Source organism: Roseibium album (genome assembly GCF_001404515.1).
Lineage (GTDB): Bacteria > Pseudomonadota > Alphaproteobacteria > Rhizobiales > Stappiaceae > Roseibium > Roseibium album.
The window spans coordinates 627373-646389 of the sequence record NZ_CXWE01000002.1; the positions used below are offsets into that span (position 1 = coordinate 627373).

Annotated in this window: 17 protein-coding genes and 1 tRNA gene; 4 read left to right on the plus strand and 14 right to left on the minus strand. The window is 56.6% G+C overall.

The window, feature by feature from the left end:
• Window positions 1-162: 162 nt before the first annotated feature.
• Together LA5095_RS08095 and LA5095_RS08100 are read left to right on the plus strand one after the other, a co-directional pair.
• On the plus strand, window positions 163-810 hold the full coding sequence (locus LA5095_RS08095) for a GntR family transcriptional regulator (protein ID WP_055113740.1): 648 nt from the start codon (window positions 163-165) through the stop codon (window positions 808-810).
• A gap of 78 nt (window positions 811-888) precedes the next feature.
• On the plus strand, window positions 889-1326 hold the full coding sequence (locus LA5095_RS08100; protein ID WP_055113741.1) for a GNAT family N-acetyltransferase: 438 nt from the start codon (window positions 889-891) through the stop codon (window positions 1324-1326).
• Between the two features lie 31 nt (window positions 1327-1357).
• Here the strand turns inward: LA5095_RS08100 and LA5095_RS08105 are convergent, their stop codons facing one another.
• The 11 genes from LA5095_RS08105 to glpD all read right to left on the minus strand — a co-directional run bounded on the left by LA5095_RS08105 (window position 1358) and on the right by glpD (window position 13173).
• On the minus strand, window positions 1358-2032 hold the full coding sequence (locus tag LA5095_RS08105; RefSeq protein WP_055113743.1) for an aquaporin: 675 nt from the start codon (window positions 2030-2032) through the stop codon (window positions 1358-1360).
• A 14-nt stretch (window positions 2033-2046) separates the two neighbouring features.
• Window positions 2047-2535: an arsenate reductase ArsC gene (locus LA5095_RS08110; protein ID WP_055113745.1), complete on the minus strand. Its 489-nt coding sequence runs from the start codon at window positions 2533-2535 to the stop codon at window positions 2047-2049.
• A 28-nt stretch (window positions 2536-2563) separates the two neighbouring features.
• A complete protein-coding gene (locus LA5095_RS08115; protein ID WP_055113746.1) occupies window positions 2564-2917 on the minus strand; it encodes an ArsR/SmtB family transcription factor in 354 nt (117 codons plus the stop codon).
• An 85-nt stretch (window positions 2918-3002) separates the two neighbouring features.
• Window positions 3003-4358 carry an MFS transporter gene (locus LA5095_RS08120; protein WP_055113748.1) on the minus strand — a complete coding sequence of 452 codons (1356 nt, stop codon included), beginning with the start codon at window positions 4356-4358 and terminating at the stop codon, window positions 3003-3005.
• Window positions 4359-4441: 83 nt separating this feature from the next.
• Window positions 4442-5272 (minus strand): ABC transporter ATP-binding protein, encoded by an 831-nt coding sequence (locus LA5095_RS08125; protein WP_055113750.1) that lies wholly within the window; start codon window positions 5270-5272, stop codon window positions 4442-4444.
• A 1-nt stretch (window position 5273) separates the two neighbouring features.
• A complete protein-coding gene (locus tag LA5095_RS08130) occupies window positions 5274-6110 on the minus strand; it encodes an ABC transporter ATP-binding protein (RefSeq protein ID WP_055113752.1) in 837 nt (278 codons plus the stop codon).
• A gap of 4 nt (window positions 6111-6114) precedes the next feature.
• On the minus strand, window positions 6115-7044 hold the full coding sequence (locus LA5095_RS08135; protein ID WP_029064652.1) for an ABC transporter permease subunit: 930 nt from the start codon (window positions 7042-7044) through the stop codon (window positions 6115-6117).
• A 15-nt stretch (window positions 7045-7059) separates the two neighbouring features.
• Window positions 7060-8067 (minus strand): ABC transporter permease subunit, encoded by a 1008-nt coding sequence (locus LA5095_RS08140; protein WP_029064651.1) that lies wholly within the window; start codon window positions 8065-8067, stop codon window positions 7060-7062.
• A gap of 116 nt (window positions 8068-8183) precedes the next feature.
• Complete coding sequence (locus tag LA5095_RS08145; protein WP_055113754.1) at window positions 8184-9788, minus strand: ABC transporter substrate-binding protein; 1605 nt, start codon at window positions 9786-9788, stop codon at window positions 8184-8186.
• A gap of 296 nt (window positions 9789-10084) precedes the next feature.
• Window positions 10085-11578 (minus strand): glycerol kinase GlpK, encoded by a 1494-nt coding sequence (glpK, locus tag LA5095_RS08155; protein ID WP_055113758.1) that lies wholly within the window; start codon window positions 11576-11578, stop codon window positions 10085-10087.
• A 74-nt stretch (window positions 11579-11652) separates the two neighbouring features.
• Complete coding sequence (glpD, locus tag LA5095_RS08160) at window positions 11653-13173, minus strand: glycerol-3-phosphate dehydrogenase (protein ID WP_055113760.1); 1521 nt, start codon at window positions 13171-13173, stop codon at window positions 11653-11655.
• A 766-nt stretch (window positions 13174-13939) separates the two neighbouring features.
• Between glpD and LA5095_RS08165 the strand changes: the two genes are divergently transcribed.
• Window positions 13940-14022 (plus strand) — tRNA-Tyr (locus LA5095_RS08165).
• A 208-nt stretch (window positions 14023-14230) separates the two neighbouring features.
• On the opposite strand, the gene LA5095_RS08170 is transcribed toward LA5095_RS08165, so the two are convergent.
• Window positions 14231-16522 carry a mechanosensitive ion channel domain-containing protein gene (locus tag LA5095_RS08170; protein ID WP_055113762.1) on the minus strand — a complete coding sequence of 764 codons (2292 nt, stop codon included), beginning with the start codon at window positions 16520-16522 and terminating at the stop codon, window positions 14231-14233.
• 293 nt (window positions 16523-16815) lie between these two features.
• On the opposite strand from LA5095_RS08170, the gene LA5095_RS08175 reads away from it, so the two are divergent.
• The gene (locus tag LA5095_RS08175) at window positions 16816-17919 is read left to right on the plus strand and encodes a DUF2336 domain-containing protein (RefSeq protein WP_055113764.1); all 1104 of its coding nucleotides are present in this window, start codon (window positions 16816-16818) and stop codon (window positions 17917-17919) included.
• Window positions 17920-17935: 16 nt separating this feature from the next.
• Here LA5095_RS08175 and LA5095_RS08180 read toward each other — a convergent pair whose 3' ends face one another.
• Window positions 17936-18370, minus strand: coding sequence for a paraquat-inducible protein A (locus LA5095_RS08180; protein ID WP_055113766.1), 435 nt, complete (start codon window positions 18368-18370; stop codon window positions 17936-17938).
• A gap of 216 nt (window positions 18371-18586) precedes the next feature.
• Window positions 18587-18994 (minus strand): flagellar FliJ family protein, encoded by a 408-nt coding sequence (locus LA5095_RS08185; protein WP_029064645.1) that lies wholly within the window; start codon window positions 18992-18994, stop codon window positions 18587-18589.
• Window positions 18995-19017 lie beyond the last annotated feature (23 nt).

Below are 19017 nucleotides of genomic sequence, written 5' to 3' on the forward strand. Positions count from 1 at the left end.
AGCAGACGCGCGCTACACGCACAAGCTGTCACACATCTTCAATTGCCCTCCAGTGGGCACCGGATCACACCCGGACAAATTCACAAATTCAGAAGAAGCTTCCCTTTTATCGACAGCTGATATATCAAGCGCACATCTCTTGTGGACAGGACTAAACTCAACATGACAGGTGACCTCAGCCAATCCGCCCAGGCCTACAGGCAATTGGAAGAGGCAATCGTGACACTGAAACTGAAACCCGGTGAAGCGGTAACAGAAGTTGCTCTTGCACAGCGTTTCGGACTGGGCCGCACACCGATCCGGGAGGCCGTGTTGCGACTCAGCCTTGAAGGTCTTTTGAGCATCCGTCCGCGTCTCGGTGTCATTGTTGCGGAAATGAACCCGGCGGATTTCATCAAGGTGCTGGACGCAAGGCACGCCCTGGAACGCCTTGTTGCCGGGTCGGCTGCACGCCTTGCGAGTCAGGACGAACGTCGGACACTTGAACAAATCGCCGAAGACATGCGGGACGCAGGTTCCGTTCCCGATGTCGAGGAATATCTGCGCCTCGACAAGGCATTTGACGAAGTTGTCGCGCAGGCCGCCTGCAATCCTTTCGCGGCAAAGGCGCTGGCTCCCCTTCAGACCCATAGCCGCAGGTTTTGGTACCGGCATTTCGGCCGGGCGGATCTCAATCCGGCCGCCTGGAGCCACCTGGAAGTTATGCAGGCAATTGCCAATGGCGACGAGGGAGAGGCCATGGAACAGATCGAAAACCTGATGCTGTATCTCCGCAGGCAGGCGACAGCCCTTATGAGCGGGCCACGATAGTCCGGCTGCGTGAAGTTATTGACGCCAGTTTGCCATTTGGGAGATGCTGTAGCCGGACAGTCAGGTTGCGGAACCACAATGAGCTATGTCGAAATCTCCTTTGCCGATGAAGCGGAAAAGGCGTCTACTTCCAGGGCGATCGAGGATCGCCTGCTCCAGTCCTTGGCCAAGGAAAACAAGCAGGCGAACAATGATGAATTCATCCTGAAGGCGACCGATGAAAACGGGCACCTGCTGGGTGGGCTGCGCGCAAGCACGTCCTACCACTGGCTGCTGATCAAGACCCTTTGGGTGGATGACGCAGTCAGGGGCGGCGGGCTCGGCAGCCGGCTTGTCGAACTGGCTGAACTCGAAGCAAAACGGCTTGGATGTCATGGCGCATGGCTGGACACTTCGAATGAAACAGCCCGCAAATTCTATCAGGGCCTCGGATACCAGGATTTCGGGGTTCTGGGAAACAGGCCGGATCAGGCCCTGCCGGATCATCGCCGTTGGTTCATGAAGAAGGATCTCTGACCAGGCGACGATGAACCGGACGTCTGTTCTGTCAGTCTGACGGCTTTTCGGACCTCAGCAACCAGGAAAAGAACGCGAGTGCCAGGGCAGCGCCGGCAACTTCCGCCACGATGAAGCCGGGGAGATCGATCGGACGAATGCCGGCGAATGTATCGGTGAAGGCCCGGGAAATGGCGACTGCCGGATTTGCGAAGGACGTCGATGCGGTGAACCAGTAGGCGGCGGTAATGTAAAGTCCGACCAGCCATGGCACTGCAGTTTCCCGAAACCGTATACCGGCCAGAATACTGGCAAGCAGCCCGAAAGTCGCAACAATTTCAGCCACCCACTGCCCGGCACCGGTCCGCACGGTCGTCGATGCCTGCAACACCGGCAGTTCGAACATCACATGTGCAATCAGCGAACCGCAGATGCCACCGATGATTTGCGCGCTGATATAGCTGAGACCGACCACCAGACCAAGATGCCGTTTGAGCCAGAACACGAAGGTCACCGCCGGGTTGAAATGCGCGCCCGAAATCGGCCCAAGGATAGTGATCAGAACCACAAGGATAGCACCTGTCGGGATCGTGTTGCCGAGCAGGGAAACGGCGACATCGTCCGACAGTCTGTCGGCCATGATCCCCGAACCGACTACCGTGCCGACAAGCATTGCAGTCCCGAGCGCCTCCGCCGCCAGGCGCCGGGACAAACTGAATTCTGACATGAAAAATTTCCCAACTAGTTGAAAGAAGTGCCGATCGCCGCCAGCCTGGATTTGCCGTCTTCGGCCTCGAATACCTCGTCGCCAAGCGCGAGCATGTCATTGATGCGCCGTTCCAGCCTTTGGTAGGCCAGATCGAATGCCGCCCCGCGGGTTGCGTCGTCCCCTTCGACAGAAGCCGGGTCGGGAATGCCCCAATGCACGACCATCGGATGACCAGGCCAGACCGGGCAGGCTTCGCCCGCCGCGCTGTCGCAGACAGTGATGATCAGGTCCATTGCCGGGGCATCAACGCCCGCGAATTCTTCCCAGCTTTTCGACCGGAACCCTTCTGTCGACAGGCCACGGCGCTCAAGACAGGCCAGTGCGTCCGGATTGACTGAGCCTCTCGGTGTCGATCCTGCAGAAAAGGCAGCGAACCTGCCCTGCCCGAGATGGCGAAGCAGTGCTTCTCCAAGCACGGAACGAGCGGAATTCGCCGTACATAAAATTAGAGCATTGCGCATTGTTGGAATGTCCACCTGGATTTTGAAATCAGAGAGCCTTGGCTTTCGAGCACGAACCGGAAGTGAACAGATCGGCGATCGGAGCACAGAGTTCCGGATTGCCGCCGCAACAATCCTGCAGGAGATAGGTCACCAGAAACTGCATTGTCGTCAGATCGGAACTGTAGTGAATGGAGCGCCCGTCGCGTTCTGCCTGAACAAGACCGGCACGCGACAACGCAGCCAGATGGGTCGACAGGGTGTTCGGGCGGACTTCAAGCGCATCTGCGACGGCACCGGCAGTCATGCCTTCTTTACCCACCTTCACCAACAGGCGAAACACATCGAGTCGCGTTTCCTGACCAAGGGCAGCAAGAGCATCAAGGGCTTTATTTTTTTCCATTGTTCGAGAATACTCGAAATAACGAACAATGCAATTCAATTTGTGCACCAAGGTGGTTTTCAGAAGGGGGTTTCGGATGATCGGATCAGGCGTTTTCGCGCGGACCGGTGCGGAACACCAGCAACGTGAAACCGAGCAACGCAAGAAACAGCGCAGCTGCCACCCCGAACACGGCCTGGTAGCCGCCGAACGGAAAGACAGCGCTCGAGATTGCAAGGCCGATCGTTCCGCCCGAAATCTGTGAAGCCATGGAAACACCCCCACCCTGCCCGTGTTTGTGTTCCGGCAGCATGGCAAGGATAGCTGCTCTTGTCGGGATCATGACGAAAGGAAACACCGCGCCGGACAAGGGCAAAATGCACGCTACCAGCAGGAGGTTTTTCAAAGGCGCAACGACCGTTAACCAGATCAGACAGACGCCCAGTCCCGTGATGCCGATGAGAACAAGACCCTTGTAGGACATTTTCTTGGTCATACGCCCGCAAACAAGCGCAGCCGGAGGCTGCAGAATCGGTGACAGCATGACCAGCGCACCAGCCTGCAAGGGTCCAAGGCCCAACTCGGTCTGCGCGTAAAGGGCGATGAAAACAAACAGGATGATCTTCGAATATTGCGCCATCAGGATGGTGAGGTTACTGCTTGTAAAGACCATGTCTCGAAACAGTTGAACTTCGATCAGCGGTGTTCTCCGGCTGACTTCAACACGGCAGAACAAGACAAGCAGCGCAACTCCAGCCACCAGAAACCCCGGAATGCGTAGATCTTCCCAGCCCCAGTTGTTGGCCTCCATCAGCGCAAACACCACGCAGAACATGCCCACTGCAATCAGCAGCAGCCCGATCCAGTCCATCCGTTGACCGGCGGGGCGATCGATCTCGCGCCAGGTCAGGGCCACGATCGTACCGACTCCGACCGCAATCAGCGGGTTGATCCAGAAGATCCAACGCCAGGAGACAAGTTCTGTCAGCAATCCGCCAGTTAAGGGTCCAAGTGCCAGAAAAGTTGTTCCGACCGCCCCGCCGACCGCGAGACCAAAGCCGCGCTGTTCTTTGGGAAAGGTCATGCCGATCATGGCCACGTAGAGCGGAAAAATAATAGCTGCACCCAGACCCTGCGCTGCGCGCGCTGCAATCAGAATGGAACCGGTTGGCGCAAAACCGCAGACAAGAGAACACACGCTGAAGATTGTCAGGCCCGTCAGAAAGACGCGTAGCGTGCCGAACAGGTCTGCCAGCCGTCCTCCGATCGCAACAAACGCAGCAAACGTCAGAAGGTAGGCATTGACGACCCAGTGGGCTTCTGTATTCGACAGGCCGAAAGACTTTTGAATGGTCGGCAGCGCCACCCCGACAACGGTTTCGTCCAGAAGGACGATGCCAAGCACGCAGCTGATCGCACCCAGAAGCCACCATTTGCGATTTTGTTCGTCGATCAGATGCATAAAGGCCCTCGGCACAAGTCCGAGAGCCTATCGCAGTTCAGGCGGATGAAAAACACTTCCGGTCTCGCCAAGCGGCCAGCCCGCTAAGCTGCCTTCGCCGCCAACCGTTTTCTGATGCTCTCGATATCGGCCTGCGGGGTCGCGGCAAACAGCGTCTTGGTATAGTCATGCTGAGGGTTATCGAAGACCTCCTCGCGCGTGCCGTATTCCACCACTTCACCGAAATACATGACCATCACCTTGTCGGCGATGTAACGCACCACGGAAAGGTCATGCGAAATGAACACGTAGGTCAGGCCCATTTCGTCCTGCAAGTCGGCAAGAAGGTTGAGGATTTGCGCCTGCACGGAGAGATCGAGCGCGGACACCGGCTCATCGAGCACCAGAAGTTTCGGCTTCATCATGATTGCGCGTGCTATCGCGATACGCTGACGCTGACCACCTGAGAACATGTGTGGATAGCGTCCGTAATGTTCAGGCAGCAATCCGACCTTCTGCAACATCTGCAGCGCAAGGTCCTGTCTTTCCGCTGCCGGCATGTCGGTATTCAAAAGGAGCGGTTCTTCCAGAACGTGACCGATCTTCTGGCGCGGATTCAGCGACCCGTAGGGGTTCTGGAAGACAATCTGCACCTTCTGCCGCATTTCCCGGGAAATACCTGTCTTCGAAATGTCGATAGGCAAACCGTCAATCTCGATGGAACCGGAAGTCTGTGCGTCTATCATTGTCAACATGCGGGCTAGCGTGGACTTGCCACAGCCGCTTTCGCCAACAACCGCGAGCGTGGAACCGCGCGCGACATCAAGACTGACACCCTTGACCGCGGTAAGCGTCGATGCCGGCTTGAACAGGCCGCCCTTGATGTCATACGTCCGGTAGACATCGCGGACCTTGAGGATCACATCTTCGGACAAGTCAGAATCCTCCCGCTTCGGCAAAGTCGCTCACGGTCGGCAACCGGTCGCCGGTCGCGTTTTCCGGCAACGCCGAAAGCAACGCCTTGGTGTATGGGTTTTTCGGGTTTTCAAAAAGAGACAGCACGTCCGCCTCCTCCATCTTGCGGCCCTTGTATTGCACGATCACGCGATCGGCCGTTTCAGCAACGACACCCATGTCATGGGTAATCATGATCAGACCCATGCCGCTGTCCTGCTGAAGCTTGACGAGAAGGTCCAGGATCTGTTTCTGGATCGTCACATCAAGCGCTGTTGTCGGCTCGTCCGCGATCAGCAGTTTTGGCGCACAGGCAATCGCCATCGCGATCATCACGCGCTGGCACTGGCCGCCGGACATCTGGTGCGGAAACGCATTGACGCGTCCCCCAGGATCGGGAATGCCGACCGAAGTCATTAGCTCGATGACCCGATCCTTGACCTGTTTGCCTTTCAGGTCCGTATGCGCTTTGAGCGTTTCGCCGAGTTGAAACCCGACCGTAAAACAAGGGTTGAGGCTCGCGATCGGTTCCTGGAAGATCATCGAGACATCTTTTCCGATTACCTTGCGGCGCTCTTTTGCCGACAACGATCTCAGGTCAAGGCCTTCGAAGTCCATCTTGTCTGCGGTAATCGTCGCAGTGTCCGGCAGCAGACCCATTGTTGCCAGCATGGCAACGGATTTGCCGGAACCCGATTCGCCGACAATCGCCAGAACTTCACCGGCATCGACCAGGTAATCGACACCGTCAAGCGCCCTGAACGGACCCTTCGCGGTATCGAATTCAACCCTCAGGTTTCTGATTTCCAGAAGAGACATTGAGTTAGCTCCTCTTCAGCTTGGGATCGAGCGCATCCCGCAGGCCGTCGCCGACCAGATTGATGGCAATGACGGTTATCAGGATGGCCAAACCGGGAAAGGTCACGACCCACCACGCACTCAGGATGAACTCTCGGGCCTCGGCAAGCATCGTGCCCCATTCCGATGCCGGCGGCTGCGCACCCATGCCCAAAAATCCGAGCGCTGCGGCATCAAGGATTGCATTGGAAAACGACAGTGTCGCCTGGACGATCAAGGGCGCAACACAGTTCGGCAGGATCGTCTTGAACATCAATCGAATATGGCCGGCACCTGCCAGACGCGCTGCAACGACGTAGTCCCTGGAACGCTCAGACAATACCGCCGCACGTGTCAATCGAACGAAATGCGGCTGCAGAACAAGCGCGATCGCGATCATCGCATTGGTAAGCCCGGGACCCAGAATGGCGACAAGAACCAGCGCAAGAAGGAGCGCAGGAAACGCCAGAATAATATCCATCAGGCGCATGATGAAGGTGTCGACCACTCCGCCGGCATAGCCGGCGATCAAACCTGTCACGATACCTACAGAGAGCGAAATGATGACGACGATGACACCGATTGACAGTGAATAGGCGGCACCATGCATCAGACGCGATAGAATATCACGCCCGACAGCATCCGTTCCGAGAATGAAAGTCGATTTGCCCCCTTCTTCCCAGAAGGGCGGAACCAGAAAACTGTCCCGATACTGCATGTCTGGATCATGTGGTGAAATCCAGGGAGCAAGCACTGCTATGGCAACCAGCGCGAAAAAGATGATCAATCCGATCACCGCGCCCTTGTTGCGCGAGAAATAGTACCAGAACTCGGCGAGATTGGCCAAGGTCGCGCTTCGACTGGCAGCCTGGACCTTGTCTGCATCGGCACTTGCTGCCGGAGAGGTATTTGTCATCTTGTTACCCTCGGCTCAATTGTGTCGGATGCGCGGATTGATGAGGCCGTACAGCACGTCCACAATCAGATTGACCAGCATTACAATTCCGGCAATCAGCAGGAGACCGCCCTGCACCACGAAATAGTCACGACGGGAAATGCTGTCGAAGAGCCACTTTCCAATTCCGGGCCACGAGAAAATGGTCTCTGTCAGGATTGCCCCACCCAACAGCACACCAACCTGAAGGCCAATGGTGGTCACAACCGGAATCAGGGCGTTGCGAAGCGCGTGGAGCCCGATAACCGAGCGTGGTGCGAGGCCCTTTGCCCGCGCGGTACGCACATAGTCTTCGCCAAGGACTTCCAGCATGGCCGAGCGTGTCTGGCGGGCGATCACGGCCAGCGGGATGGTCGCCAACACGATCGACGGCAGTATGAGATGGCGCACAGCCGAGAGAAAGGCGCCCTTTTCGCCTGACAACAGGCTGTCGATAAGCATGAAGCCCGTCACTTGCGGGAAGAAATAGAGGAGCGAAATTCTCCCCGAAACAGGTGTCCATTGAAGGATGCCGGAGAAGAAGATGATCAGCAGCAGGCCCCACCAGAAGATCGGCATCGAATAGCCGACAAGGGCAGTGCCCATGATGGCCTGGTCAGCAATGGAACCGCGCTTCACCGCTGCGAAGATGCCGGCCGGAATTCCGATACAAACGGCCAGAATGATGGCGCAGAGTGCCAACTCGGCAGTGGCCGGGAAGAGCGTCATGAATTCGTCCAGCACCGGCTTCTTCGAAGAGAACGAAGTGCCCAGGTCACCCTGAAAGATCCCGAGTATGTAGTCGAGATATTGTTGCCAGTAGGGCTTGTCAAAACCCAATTGCTTCATCACCTCGGCCTTGCGTTCCGGTGTGATGCCACGCTCACCGGCCAGAAGTTCAGCTGGATCGCCGGGCAAAAGCCGGATGAAGGTGAAGGCGACAAAGGTGACGCCGATGAATGTCGGAATCAACAGGCCGAGGCGGCCTAGAAGAAAGCGGAGCATGTCAGGTTCCAGATACGAAGAACCAGCGGAAACTGTCACACATTATGAGAGCATCCGCCGGTCAAAATGTCTGAGGCGCCGGCAAAACCGCCAGCGCCTCCCAATTTCAAGCGGAATTACTCCGCAATGTCCACGCCGTCGAACCAATGGCCACCGAGCGGGTCCATCACGTAGCCGGTGACCTTGGAGGACATCGGCATGAAGACCACCGAGTGCGCGATCGTGGCCCAAGGAGCTTCTTCCTTGAAGACAACCTGCGCCTCTTCGTAGAGCTTCGTGCGCTCCGCCTTGTCGGTCACGGTCTTGGCTTTCTCGATGAGAGCCTGGAAGTCGTCATTGCACCACTGGGCACGGTTGGAACCGCCGACGCCATCACAGCCGAGCAGAACGGCCAGGAAGTTGTCAGGATCGCCATTGTCGCCGGTCCAGCCGAGCAGAACTGCTCCGTCACGGTTCTCGTCCTTGGAACGGGAAAGATATTCACCCCATTCATAGGAAACGATCTCGACATTGACGCCGACTTTGGCGAAGTCGGCCTGAATAACCTCGGCCATGCGGCGGGCATTCGGATTGTACGGACGCTGAACAGGCATCGCCCAGATCTTCATGTCGAGGTTTTCAACACCGGCTGCCGCCAGCATTTCCTTGGCCAGATCCGGATCGTAGGCGTCGTCCTCAACCGCTTCGTTATACGACCACATCGTTGGCGGGATCGGGTTTTTCGCTGCCTGGCCGGAGCCCTGGAAAACAGCGTCGAGGATCGCCTGCTTGTTGACTGCGTGGTTCAGCGCCTTGCGGACTTCCTTCTTGTCGAACGGAGCCACTTTCGTGTTGTAGGCGAGATACCCGACATTCAGGCCCTGCTGTTCCAGAAGGGTCAGGTTGCCGTCGTCGCGGATGTCGGCAATGTCGGCCGGTGCCGGATACGGCATGACATGACATTCACCCGCTTTCAGCTTCTGCAGGCGAACCGCAGCATCAGGCGTGATGGCGAAGATCAGGTTGTCGATCTTTTCCTTGCCATTCCAGTAATCCGGGTGAGCCGCATAACGGATCACCGCATCTTTCTGGTAACCGACAAATGAGAACGGGCCTGTTCCCACAGGTTGCTGGTTGAATTGCTCCTTGGAACCGGCGGCCGCCAGCTGATCGGCGTATTCGGCCGAAACGACTGACGCAAAATCCATGGCCAGGTTGGCAATCATCGGAGCTTCCGGACGGTTCAGCACGAACTTGACGGTGTTGTCGTCGACCTTGACGATTTCCTTGATCAGGTCCGGCATGGACATGCCGTTGAAATATTCCCAGGCGGTGCCCGGTGTATATTCATGCCACGCATGGTCTTTGTTCAGCTGGCGCTCGAACGAGAAAACCACATCATCGGCGTTGAAGTCACGTGATGGCGTGAAGAAGCTGGTGGTATGGAATTTTACGCCCTTACGCAGCTTAAAGGTGTATTCCAATCCGTCTTCGGAAACTTCCCAGCTTTCCGCCAGACCCGGAAGCACTTCGGTCGTGCCGCGCTTGAACTCGACAAGCCGGTTGTAGAGCGGCTTGGAGGACGCGTCGAACGTCGTGCCGGCGGTGTAAAGCGCCGTGTCGAAGCCTTCAGGAGACCCCTCGGAGCAATAAACCAAGGTCTTTGCGGAAGCACCTGTTGCCGCGATCACGGCAAGGCTGGCGCCAAGAAGGGTTGCCTTCAAGGTTTTTTTGAAATTCATCAATCTGTTCTCCCCTTGATGAAGAGCATGGACCTTGCATCATTGAAGTGTGCAAAGGAGTTAAGTCCAAGCCAGCGCAAACTAAGGCGTTTTTTTGGCAGAAAATCAAGCACCAACATCTTTCTAATTTTACCCTGATTTTGAAATATTTTTGCTAGGTAAGTTTTGTTGACGTAATTTTTAACACTTTCAGGACCGTTCAAGGAAATGTGATACCGCAGCGTAAGCTTGTTGCTGAAGTTTCTAAGTCACTGAAAGACTGAAGGCTCTCACAGGTGCGAGAGCCTTCAAAGCGTTCAGTCCTGATCGGTGCGCGTTCGGTTGACCGCATCCTGCCAACCGGCCAGCAATTGTTGTCGGCGCTCTTCGTCAAGCTGCGGTTCGAAGCGTTTTTCAAGCTTCCATTCGGCGGAAAACGCGTCTTCGCCCGGCCAGATGCCAGCCTTGGATCCGGCCAGCCATGCAGCGCCCAGAGCCGTTGTTTCGGGAACGGTCGGACGGTCGACTGGCGCCCCAAGGATGTCTGCCAGAAACTGCATCGTCCAATCGGAGGCCGTCATGCCTCCATCCACCCTCAGAACGGGTTTTTCCGCGTCAGGCCAGTCGGCCTGCATGGCTTCGACAAGATCGCTTGTCTGGTAGCCCACGCTTTGCAGGACCGCGCGGGCGATCTCCCTTGGTCCCGTGTTGCGCGTCAGCCCGAACATCGCTCCGCGCGCCTCGGCATCCCAATGCGGCGCGCCCAATCCGACAAATGCAGGAACCAGGAAAACGTCGTGATTCGGATCCGCCTGCTCGGCAAGCGTCTGGGTTTCACCTGCGCTCTCTATGAGACCCAGCGCGTCACGCAGCCATTGAACCGCTGCACCGGCAACAAAGATCGAGCCCTCAAGCGCATATGTCGTCTCGCCGTTCAGACGATAGGCAATGGTCGTCAACATCCGGTTCTTCGACCGCACAGCTGTCTCGCCGGTGTTCATCAGAGCAAAACAACCCGTGCCGTAGGTCGACTTCACCATGCCGGGTCTGAAACAGGCCTGCCCGACCGTGGCGGCCTGCTGGTCGCCCGCCACTCCCAAGATGGGCAATGGTCTGCCGAACAGTTCCGCCTCGGTCGTTCCGAAATCGTCGGCGCAGTCCTTCACTTCCGGAAGCAGGTTCATCGGTATGCCGAGCAACCTGCACAGCTCTTCATCCCAGCAGTTTTCGTGAATGTTGTAGATCAGCGTGCGTGACGCGTTGGTCGCGTCGGTGACATGAACCTTTCCACCGGTCAGGTGCCATATCAGCCAGGTATCGACGGTGCCGAATACCAGTTCCCCGCGTTCGGCCCGCGCACGTACCCCGTCGACATTGTCGAGAATCCAGGCGATCTTGGTTCCCGAAAAATAGGGATCGAGCAACAACCCGGTTTTCGACGTAAATGTGTCTTCCAGGCCTCTTTCGCGCAGTCCGGCGCAGAATTCCGCCGTACGCCGGTCTTGCCAGACGATCGCATTGTAGACCGGTTCACCCGTCGTCCGATCCCAGATCAGCGTGGTTTCACGCTGGTTGGTGATACCGATTGCCTCGACACCCGCACCTTTGTCCGGAGCCTTTTCCATGGCTTCACGGCAAACGCGCAGTGTGCTGGTCCAGATGTCCGAAGGCGAATGTTCCACCCAACCCGACTTCGGGAAATGTTGCGGAAATTCCTGCTGTCCCACGCTGGTCGGGCTGAAACCGCCGTCAAAAACGATCGCGCGGCTTGACGTCGTGCCCTGGTCTATCGCCAAAACACATCCGGCCATGGCACACCTCCCATTATCTTAGGCTTATTCAAGAAAACTGCCGGAGAGCCCGGCAGGTCAGATGATTTTTCAAACTATGCAGCAGCGCCAGCCTGTTCTGCAAGGTGGCTGGACATATAGCTTTCCAGATCTGCCGCTTCCTGCTGGCTGAGACGCAGGCCCAGTTTTGTCCGCCGCCACAACACATCTTCTGCGGTACGGGCCCATTCCCGGTTCATCAGCCATTTCACTTCCGCTTCATGGAGATTGAACCCGAAGGATTTGCCGAGATCCTCAAGAGATTTGGCACCACCAAGCAGCCGCCGGGCGTCCGTACCGTAAAGACGAGTCAACCGCGTCGCAAAGCGCTTGTCCAGGAAAGCATAGTCGTGCTGGAGACCGGAGACTTCCCTGTCAAAGGCGTCAACGCTGAAATCACCGCCAGGCAAAGGTTCACTTCCCGACCAAAGTCCGCGCTTGAACGGCAGAAGACCCTCCAGTTTTGCAAGAACCTGCTCGGCGAGCTTGCGATAGGTCGTGATCTTTCCGCCGAAGACGGACAGGACGGCGGGCGTGTCTCCGCCGCCGTCAAGCTCCAGAACATAGTCACGGGTCGCCGCCTTGGCGTCCTTGGCTCCGTCATCATAGAGCGGCCGGACACCCGAATAGGTATGAACGACATCCTCGGGTGTGATTTCCTTTTCAAGATACTCACTCGCTGCGGCGCAAAGGTACGAGATTTCATCTTCCGATATGCGAACATCACCGAGATCGTCCTGATAATCGACATCGGTTGTGCCGATCAGGGTGAAATCCTGCTCGTAGGGAATCGCGAACACGATCCGACCATCGCCGTTCTGAAAGATGAAGCAACGGTCGTGTTCGAACTGGCGCGGTACTATGATGTGGCTGCCCTTGACCAGACGGATGCCCGACGTGTCGTTTTCCCCGACAACCCCATGCAGGAAATCAGCGACCCAGGGACCGGCGGCATTGACAAGTACGCTTGCCGTGACCGTTTTCTCTTTACCCGTCGCAAGGTCCTTCAGCACCACCGACCACTTGTCTCCATCACGCCGCGCGCTCACGCACTTTGTCCGTGTGAGGATCTTCGCACCGCGGTCGGCCGCGTCGCGCGCGTTCAGAACAACCAGCCGCGCATCGTCGACCCAGCAGTCGGAGTATTCAAAACCCCTTTGGAAGAGTTTCTTGAGGCCTTGCGAATAGGGCGCTTGATCGAGACGTACCGTCTTGGTTGCCGGCAACAGCTTCCGTCCACCGAGATGATCATACATGAACAGGCCGAGGCGGAGCAGCCAGGCCGGTCGCAGATCCTTGTGGTGCGGCAGGATGAACCGGAGCGGCCAGGCGATGTGTGGTGCAAGATGCCAGAGAACCTCCCGCTCCTTAAGAGCTTTGCGGACCAGGTTGAACTCATAATATTCCAGATACCGCAGGCCGCCATGGATCAGCTTGGTGGAGGCTGAAGAAGTCGCGCTGGCAAGATCTCCCATCTCGGCCAGCAGGACCGATGCTCCCCGTCCAACCGCGTCTCGGGCAATCCCGGTTCCGTTAATTCCACCACCAATAACCAGCAGGTCGTAGTCCGCCGCCATAGGCTTGTCTCCGGCTCGAAATGAAATGCAAGAAATTCAAGAAACGAAAATAAAGCGAAAGATTGTGAAATTCAATCAACAATCAGATATTCTTTCTATTGCGGGCGGAAAACGGATAGTCGCAAGCCGAAAGAACCGCATTGAACCACGATCACAGTTACGTTTTGTCAAGCTCAAACCAGCAGGAGCACGGAACTTGGGTCCTAACCGATATTCATATCTCGGCGCTTGGTGCGCAGAAGTGCGCAACAACCTGAGCTCGCAATTTGTAAATTGACATGCGCGGTTGGATCGCGTAATTGCTGCGGCATCAGTTAGGAAATGAAGATGTTTTTCGCAGTTTACAGTTCATCAAGCTCATATGCGTCCGCGCTTCGCGGTCGAGGGCTTTGGCGTGTGCGGTAGACTGTAGGCACATCGGAGTGTTTTCGACCCGGAAGCGTAAAGCTTACCGGGTTTTTTGTTGCCCGGGTCTTCGACAAGGAAGATGAACTGGGCAGGAGCCCGGCGCCGCTTCGAAAGCGGATGGAACCCGCAAGGGTTTGGGGATCAGGACCTCCGTCTTCCGCCAAAACTGGAGAGTAAACCGGACAGGCGTGCCGGTGCTGTTTTGAAAACAGACAGGACCCAGCGACGGGTCTGCGGGTCAGGACCGCTGCTCTCCTCCAGTTGGAAGACAAACCGGACAGGTGTCCGGCACCGCTTGGAAAGCGGGTGGAACCCTGCAAAGGGGTTTGAGGATCAGGACCTCTGTCTTCCGCCAACCGGAGCAGCTGGGCATTGGAGAGCCCACCGGACTGTAAATTCGACGCTTGCGCTGTGCTGGTTCGACTCCAGCCTGCTCCACCAAAGAGAGTGAACCAGCTAGGTGCTGGCGCAGACTGCTAATCTGTCGGAGTTTCTTTAAGCTTGCGGGTCGGGACCGCCGCTCTCTGCCATTCTTTTAAACTCCACCGGTCGAAATTGCCCGGAACCGCCAGAAATGTCCCGAACTCGCATGCCATCCGCCAAAGCAGGGCCACTGATCCCTCTGGGATGAGACAGAGTCCGGCTTGTCTCAGTGTTCTTCACTCTCCGGCGGCGCATCATCCGTCGGTTCGCTTTGCTTGACCTTCTTCCGGCGACCTGCATCCGGCACATCGTTTTCCTCCGCGAAGGGAGGTGTTGCCGCGTGATACGTGACTTGCGGGAACGGGATTTCGATGTTTCGTTCGTCGAACACCTGTTTGATGAACTCGTTATACGCACGTCCGATGCCCCATTGATCTCCGGGATTTGTCTTGATGCGCGCGCGAATGTCGATTGAGCTGGCACCAAAGGCCGTCACGCCGTGCATTTCCAGATCACCGAAAATCTTGGATTTGAATTCGGTCTCCTGCAGTCTCCTGAACGCTTCAAGCATCGCCTCCTTGGCGTAGGCGATATCCGTATCGTAGGACACCCCGATGAGCGCGACGTGATAGGAATAGCCGCGCATGAAGTTCGACACCATGTCGACGGAGGAAAACGGTATGATGTGTGTCGTGCCGTCCAGGTCCCTGATCCGCACCGACCGGATGGTAATGCCCTCGACCGTTCCGGTAACACCCGCAACCGTGACGACGTCACCTTCATTGATCGCGTTTTCGATCTGGATGAAGGCCCCGGTGATGATGTCCTTGACGAGCGTTTGCGCACCGAAGGAAATTGCCAGCCCGACAACACCCGCACCGGCGATCAGCGGCCCGATATTCACACCGATTTCAGACAATGCCAGCAGCAGCGCCATGACCATGATGACGATCGTGAACGCGTTCCGGAACAGTTGAAACAGGGTTCGTTCGCGTGCGCTGACAATGTACCCGGCGCGTGATTGCAGGCGCAGGTCTACCCATGACATCACCGCCAGCCAGACAATGAAGGCGACCAGCATTACGACGATGGCTGATCCGTAGCTGCCCACCAGCCTGATCCCGGCTTCGCTGTACAACCAGTCAAGCACGCTGAGCAGGCCCCAGATGTCCATAAGCAGCAGGATCGTTCCCAGGAACACCACAAAGCGAATGATCTTGAGAAGACGCGGTACGAAAGCATTGAGTCGGTACTGAAGCGCAGGCAGTTTTTGATGAATGTCATCGGGCAGCCTGATACCGCCCTTGATGGCACGCGTCATGACGAGTGAAATCAGCATGCCGGCCATGATGGTGATGATCGAAAGGCCGGTTGCCCGCAAGATGATCGTGGTCGCATCGAAGGGGCGCGTCACCCAGACGATGAAGACCGCAATAATGTAGCCATAGGCACCGATGTGCCAGAGGTTGCCGAGATTGGCGAGCGCTCTTTTCGCCAGAACGCTGTGCATGGTTTCCGCATAGGCCTTGGCGCCTTCGCGAACCCTGACCCTGTTCTGCTTGATGAGAACCATCAGGTAAACCATTCCCGTGAGGACGACAATGAACCTCAACGCGTTGCCAAGAACAAAGGAAACGGCCAGGTTCGCGGCAGGGACAGCAAGGAACACACCGAAATTGTTCCAATACATGTAGATACGTAACCGAGAGTACCAATAATCGGCGGCGCCATCCGCAAATGGCAGGAGCCGCAATTCCGGTCTGCGAGGGGCGAAGACGAACCGCAGGGCGACATTCGACATTCCGGTAATGAAGAACGCGTTCAGCGCCAGGCTCTCCTGGATCGTGACGCCTGTTTCAAGCCCGCCATACCCGGTCAGTGCAACGAAATAGCCAACCCCCAGTCCAAGCGCGACTGTCAGGCCGTCAATAATGGTCGATACCACCAGGATGAATGCCCGCATCAATCCGCCGCCGTACCGTGCACGGACGGCCATTTTCGGATAAATCCGGCGCGCAATGTACTGTCCAATCCAGAACGCCGCGTAGGCACTCGCCAGAACAATCGCGACCTGCAACAGGACCTCTTCGACACGGTCCCATTTTATGGGAATGTCTCCACGGAAAATCAGGAGCAATCCCTTTAGTGAGTGACGCGAGCGGTCGAGAACGACCCCGATCTCGTCCGCCAGAGCTCGCGTGTATTCGCCAACACGAATGACGAAACTCTGCCCGGCGGAGCTGGGTTCGGCTGTTTCTGCACCTGTTGACTGTGTCGCATCTCCCTCTTTCGCCTCTGAAGCCGGGCCAGACCCGGGATCGGCGGCTTTTTTTTGCAGCAGTTCGATCAGCTCCTTGCGGCTGTCGGGGTCGTTGAGAACCTTGATGAGTGCTTCACTTGCCTGTTTCACGTCGGCGGTTTCAACCGGGGCTGCGCTTTCGCTCTGACCGGCTGCCGGAACAGCGGCAAGAAGGAATGCCCCCAGGAGCGTTGCAAGGCACAGGCGCAGTAGTTTCATGTCCTACCCGTTTCACTTAATGACAGAGGACCGTACCGTTCTCTCGCTCCGACAATAGGAAAGAACCAGGCCCAAAGGAAAGCCATCCGCTTCACCGTTCAACGGTTTTCATGCCCGGGAAAGAAAAACTGAAACCAGTTTCAGTTTTTATTTCACCAAATCAAATAATTCTCTTTTTTTTCTGGATTGCACAAATCTAGAAAAACTAACGTAAGGTAATTACTTCGAGATTCCACTTTTCGGTAACGTAAAAATAACAATATTGGCTAATTCTTCCTCTTAACGGAGGCAATATGACAAGTTCACTCATCAGGCTCGCGGAGGATGAGACAGTCGAGGCGCGGCAAAAGCTATTTGCCGAGGTGAGCAAACTCGTCGCAACCGATCTTGACGAAAGATCGGGCCGGGAACTGGAACTTTTCGCCCAGGTAATGTTGAAGATCTACAGCACTGGCGCTGCAAACGACCGATTGCTTCTGGCGCAGAAGATTGCGCCTTGCGCGCAAAGCCCTGCGGACCTGGTGCACAGGATTGCCAGGGATGAGGTGAATGTCGCGATGCCGGTCCTGGCGGAGTGCCCGCTCCTGACCCGGGATGATCTCCTTCTCCTGATCGAACAGGTAAGCAGCGCCCACATGCAGGTGCTGGCGCGGCGCAAGGATCTGCCAACCGAGGTTTCAGACGTTCTGGCTGCCAAGGGCGACATCGCGGTTCACCGCATACTGGCCGGCAACAAGGAAACGAAACTGTCGCGCCAGACAATGCTCAAATTTGTCAAGCTTGCAGCGGAAGATGAGGTCCTGAGGGAGGACCTCTCGCTTCGCTCGGATCTTTCTCCTGCCGTATGTCAGGAGTTGCTGCCGCTTGTCGACGACGAAACCAGGAAGCGTCTGCGCAGCATTATCGAAGGCTCGCTTTCCCAGGAACAGCTGGACCAGATCGCAAGACTGAAAGTCCTTCGCAAGACATTCGGCGACACTTTGAACAATCCGGACATCGGCATATTGTGGCGCGAAGCCGAGCGTTCCGCGGTAACGCTTGACGAACTTATTATCCTGCTGCTGCAGGACGGCCGTTTCAACCACGCGATCGAACTGCTCAGCACAAGAGGCAGGATTGCACAATCCGCACTCAAGGACGCCATGTTCAATGGCAAACGGGATGTCGTCCTCAGAACTGCGGCAAAGGCGGGTTTGGACGTCCCCGCATTCGCGTTGCTGGCCAAGGCAAGGTGCACGCATCTCAAACTGCCTGCCGCGCAGGGAGCGGAATGGACTTCCGCCTATGTCAAACAGATCGCGAATGCAGCCAATGCAAGACAGGGACGCTGCGACGACTTTCAGGCCCGCCGCCGGGACAAGACCGCAAGGGAACCCAGCCGCACCCAGCCGGCATGAGTTTCCGGTGAACGCTTCAGGCCCGCGTGCATAGACTCGCCGCAAAGGCTGTCGACAATGTCGCCGCCGCGTAAAACCAGAGGCCCGGAAGAATTGCCGCCGCCGCAAGACCGCTGGTCTTGGCTGCGAACAGAACCAGCGCAACCAGCATCACGTCAAGCATTGACCATTTGCTGACCATCGACAGCAGTGCAAGCGACCGGGAATTTCCACCCGTCATGGCAGCGATGTGAATCAGCAGGATTTTCGCAGCAGGAAATCCGATCGAGAACAGACCGACGATCGTGGCCAGCGCCATGTCTTCCTGTCGCCACAACTCCGTAATCATTTCGATCAGGTTTGGGCGATCTTCCAGAAAATACAGACGTTCAAAACGCATGAGTGGCTGAGTGAGCCCGAGAGCGAAGGAGAACGTGGACAACGGCAAAAGCACTGCCAGAAAAAGTCGCATAGAATGAGCATGCCCCCAGAAGATCGAACGAATCAGTTCACAAACAAGTGTTCATGCCACGGTCGAATTTCAACGAGGCAGCACGCTGAGGGTTTTATTTCAATCTCTCAAAACGACAAAGCCTGATCACCGGTCTTGGCAATCAGGCATTCGAAATACATGCCCGCCTGGGCTCGAGTGACCCGCTAAACCTCTCTGCCCGGGCTACATTTGTTGCTAGCGCAGCCGAACCCGCGCAGCGACTTCGTCAAGCTCATCCTGTTCGGCAATCTCCTGCGCAGTCTTCTCGCGCTGATGATCGCGCTCTTCCAACTGCTCGAACTTCTTGAGTTCTTCGATGGCCTCACTGAGCTCGTCCTGAGCTCGTTGCAACTGGTCATCAAGCTCAAGCGCCGAGTTGCGCAGGTTGTCACGCCGATCCGCTGCGGCCTTTGCAAATGTCGGATACGCGAAATGCGTCACGTCGGTGATGCCGACACGTTCCTGCTCGGTCGTGATCTGGACATCCAGCTCATCGGCCATTCGATTAAACTCGGCAATCATGCTCTCGATCTGAGCAAGTTGCCGTCGCTTTTCATCAACCTGAAACCGCTTCAAACGGATCAAACTGTCGCGGGTTTTCATAACTCAATACTCCCCTAACCTGG

Excerpts from the sequence above, each read along its gene's own strand:
- LA5095_RS08095 (WP_055113740.1), top strand. The coding sequence starts at position 163 with ATGACAGGTGACCTCAGCCAATCCGCCCAGGCCTACAGGCAATTGGAA.
- LA5095_RS08100 (WP_055113741.1), top strand. The coding sequence starts at position 889 with ATGAGCTATGTCGAAATCTCCTTTGCCGATGAAGCGGAAAAGGCGTCT.
- LA5095_RS08105 (WP_055113743.1), bottom strand. The coding sequence starts at position 2,032 with ATGTCAGAATTCAGTTTGTCCCGGCGCCTGGCGGCGGAGGCGCTCGGG.
- LA5095_RS08110 (WP_055113745.1), bottom strand. The coding sequence starts at position 2,535 with ATGCGCAATGCTCTAATTTTATGTACGGCGAATTCCGCTCGTTCCGTG.
- LA5095_RS08115 (WP_055113746.1), bottom strand. The coding sequence starts at position 2,917 with ATGGAAAAAAATAAAGCCCTTGATGCTCTTGCTGCCCTTGGTCAGGAA.
- LA5095_RS08120 (WP_055113748.1), bottom strand. The coding sequence starts at position 4,358 with ATGCATCTGATCGACGAACAAAATCGCAAATGGTGGCTTCTGGGTGCG.
- LA5095_RS08130 (WP_055113752.1), bottom strand. The coding sequence starts at position 6,110 with ATGTCTCTTCTGGAAATCAGAAACCTGAGGGTTGAATTCGATACCGCG.
- LA5095_RS08135 (WP_029064652.1), bottom strand. The coding sequence starts at position 7,044 with ATGACAAATACCTCTCCGGCAGCAAGTGCCGATGCAGACAAGGTCCAG.
- LA5095_RS08140 (WP_029064651.1), bottom strand. The coding sequence starts at position 8,067 with ATGCTCCGCTTTCTTCTAGGCCGCCTCGGCCTGTTGATTCCGACATTC.
- LA5095_RS08145 (WP_055113754.1), bottom strand. The coding sequence starts at position 9,788 with ATGAATTTCAAAAAAACCTTGAAGGCAACCCTTCTTGGCGCCAGCCTT.
- glpK (WP_055113758.1), bottom strand. The coding sequence starts at position 11,578 with ATGGCCGGATGTGTTTTGGCGATAGACCAGGGCACGACGTCAAGCCGC.
- glpD (WP_055113760.1), bottom strand. The coding sequence starts at position 13,173 with ATGGCGGCGGACTACGACCTGCTGGTTATTGGTGGTGGAATTAACGGA.
- LA5095_RS08170 (WP_055113762.1), bottom strand. The coding sequence starts at position 16,522 with ATGAAACTACTGCGCCTGTGCCTTGCAACGCTCCTGGGGGCATTCCTT.
- LA5095_RS08175 (WP_055113764.1), top strand. The coding sequence starts at position 16,816 with ATGACAAGTTCACTCATCAGGCTCGCGGAGGATGAGACAGTCGAGGCG.
- LA5095_RS08180 (WP_055113766.1), bottom strand. The coding sequence starts at position 18,370 with ATGCGACTTTTTCTGGCAGTGCTTTTGCCGTTGTCCACGTTCTCCTTC.
- LA5095_RS08185 (WP_029064645.1), bottom strand. The coding sequence starts at position 18,994 with ATGAAAACCCGCGACAGTTTGATCCGTTTGAAGCGGTTTCAGGTTGAT.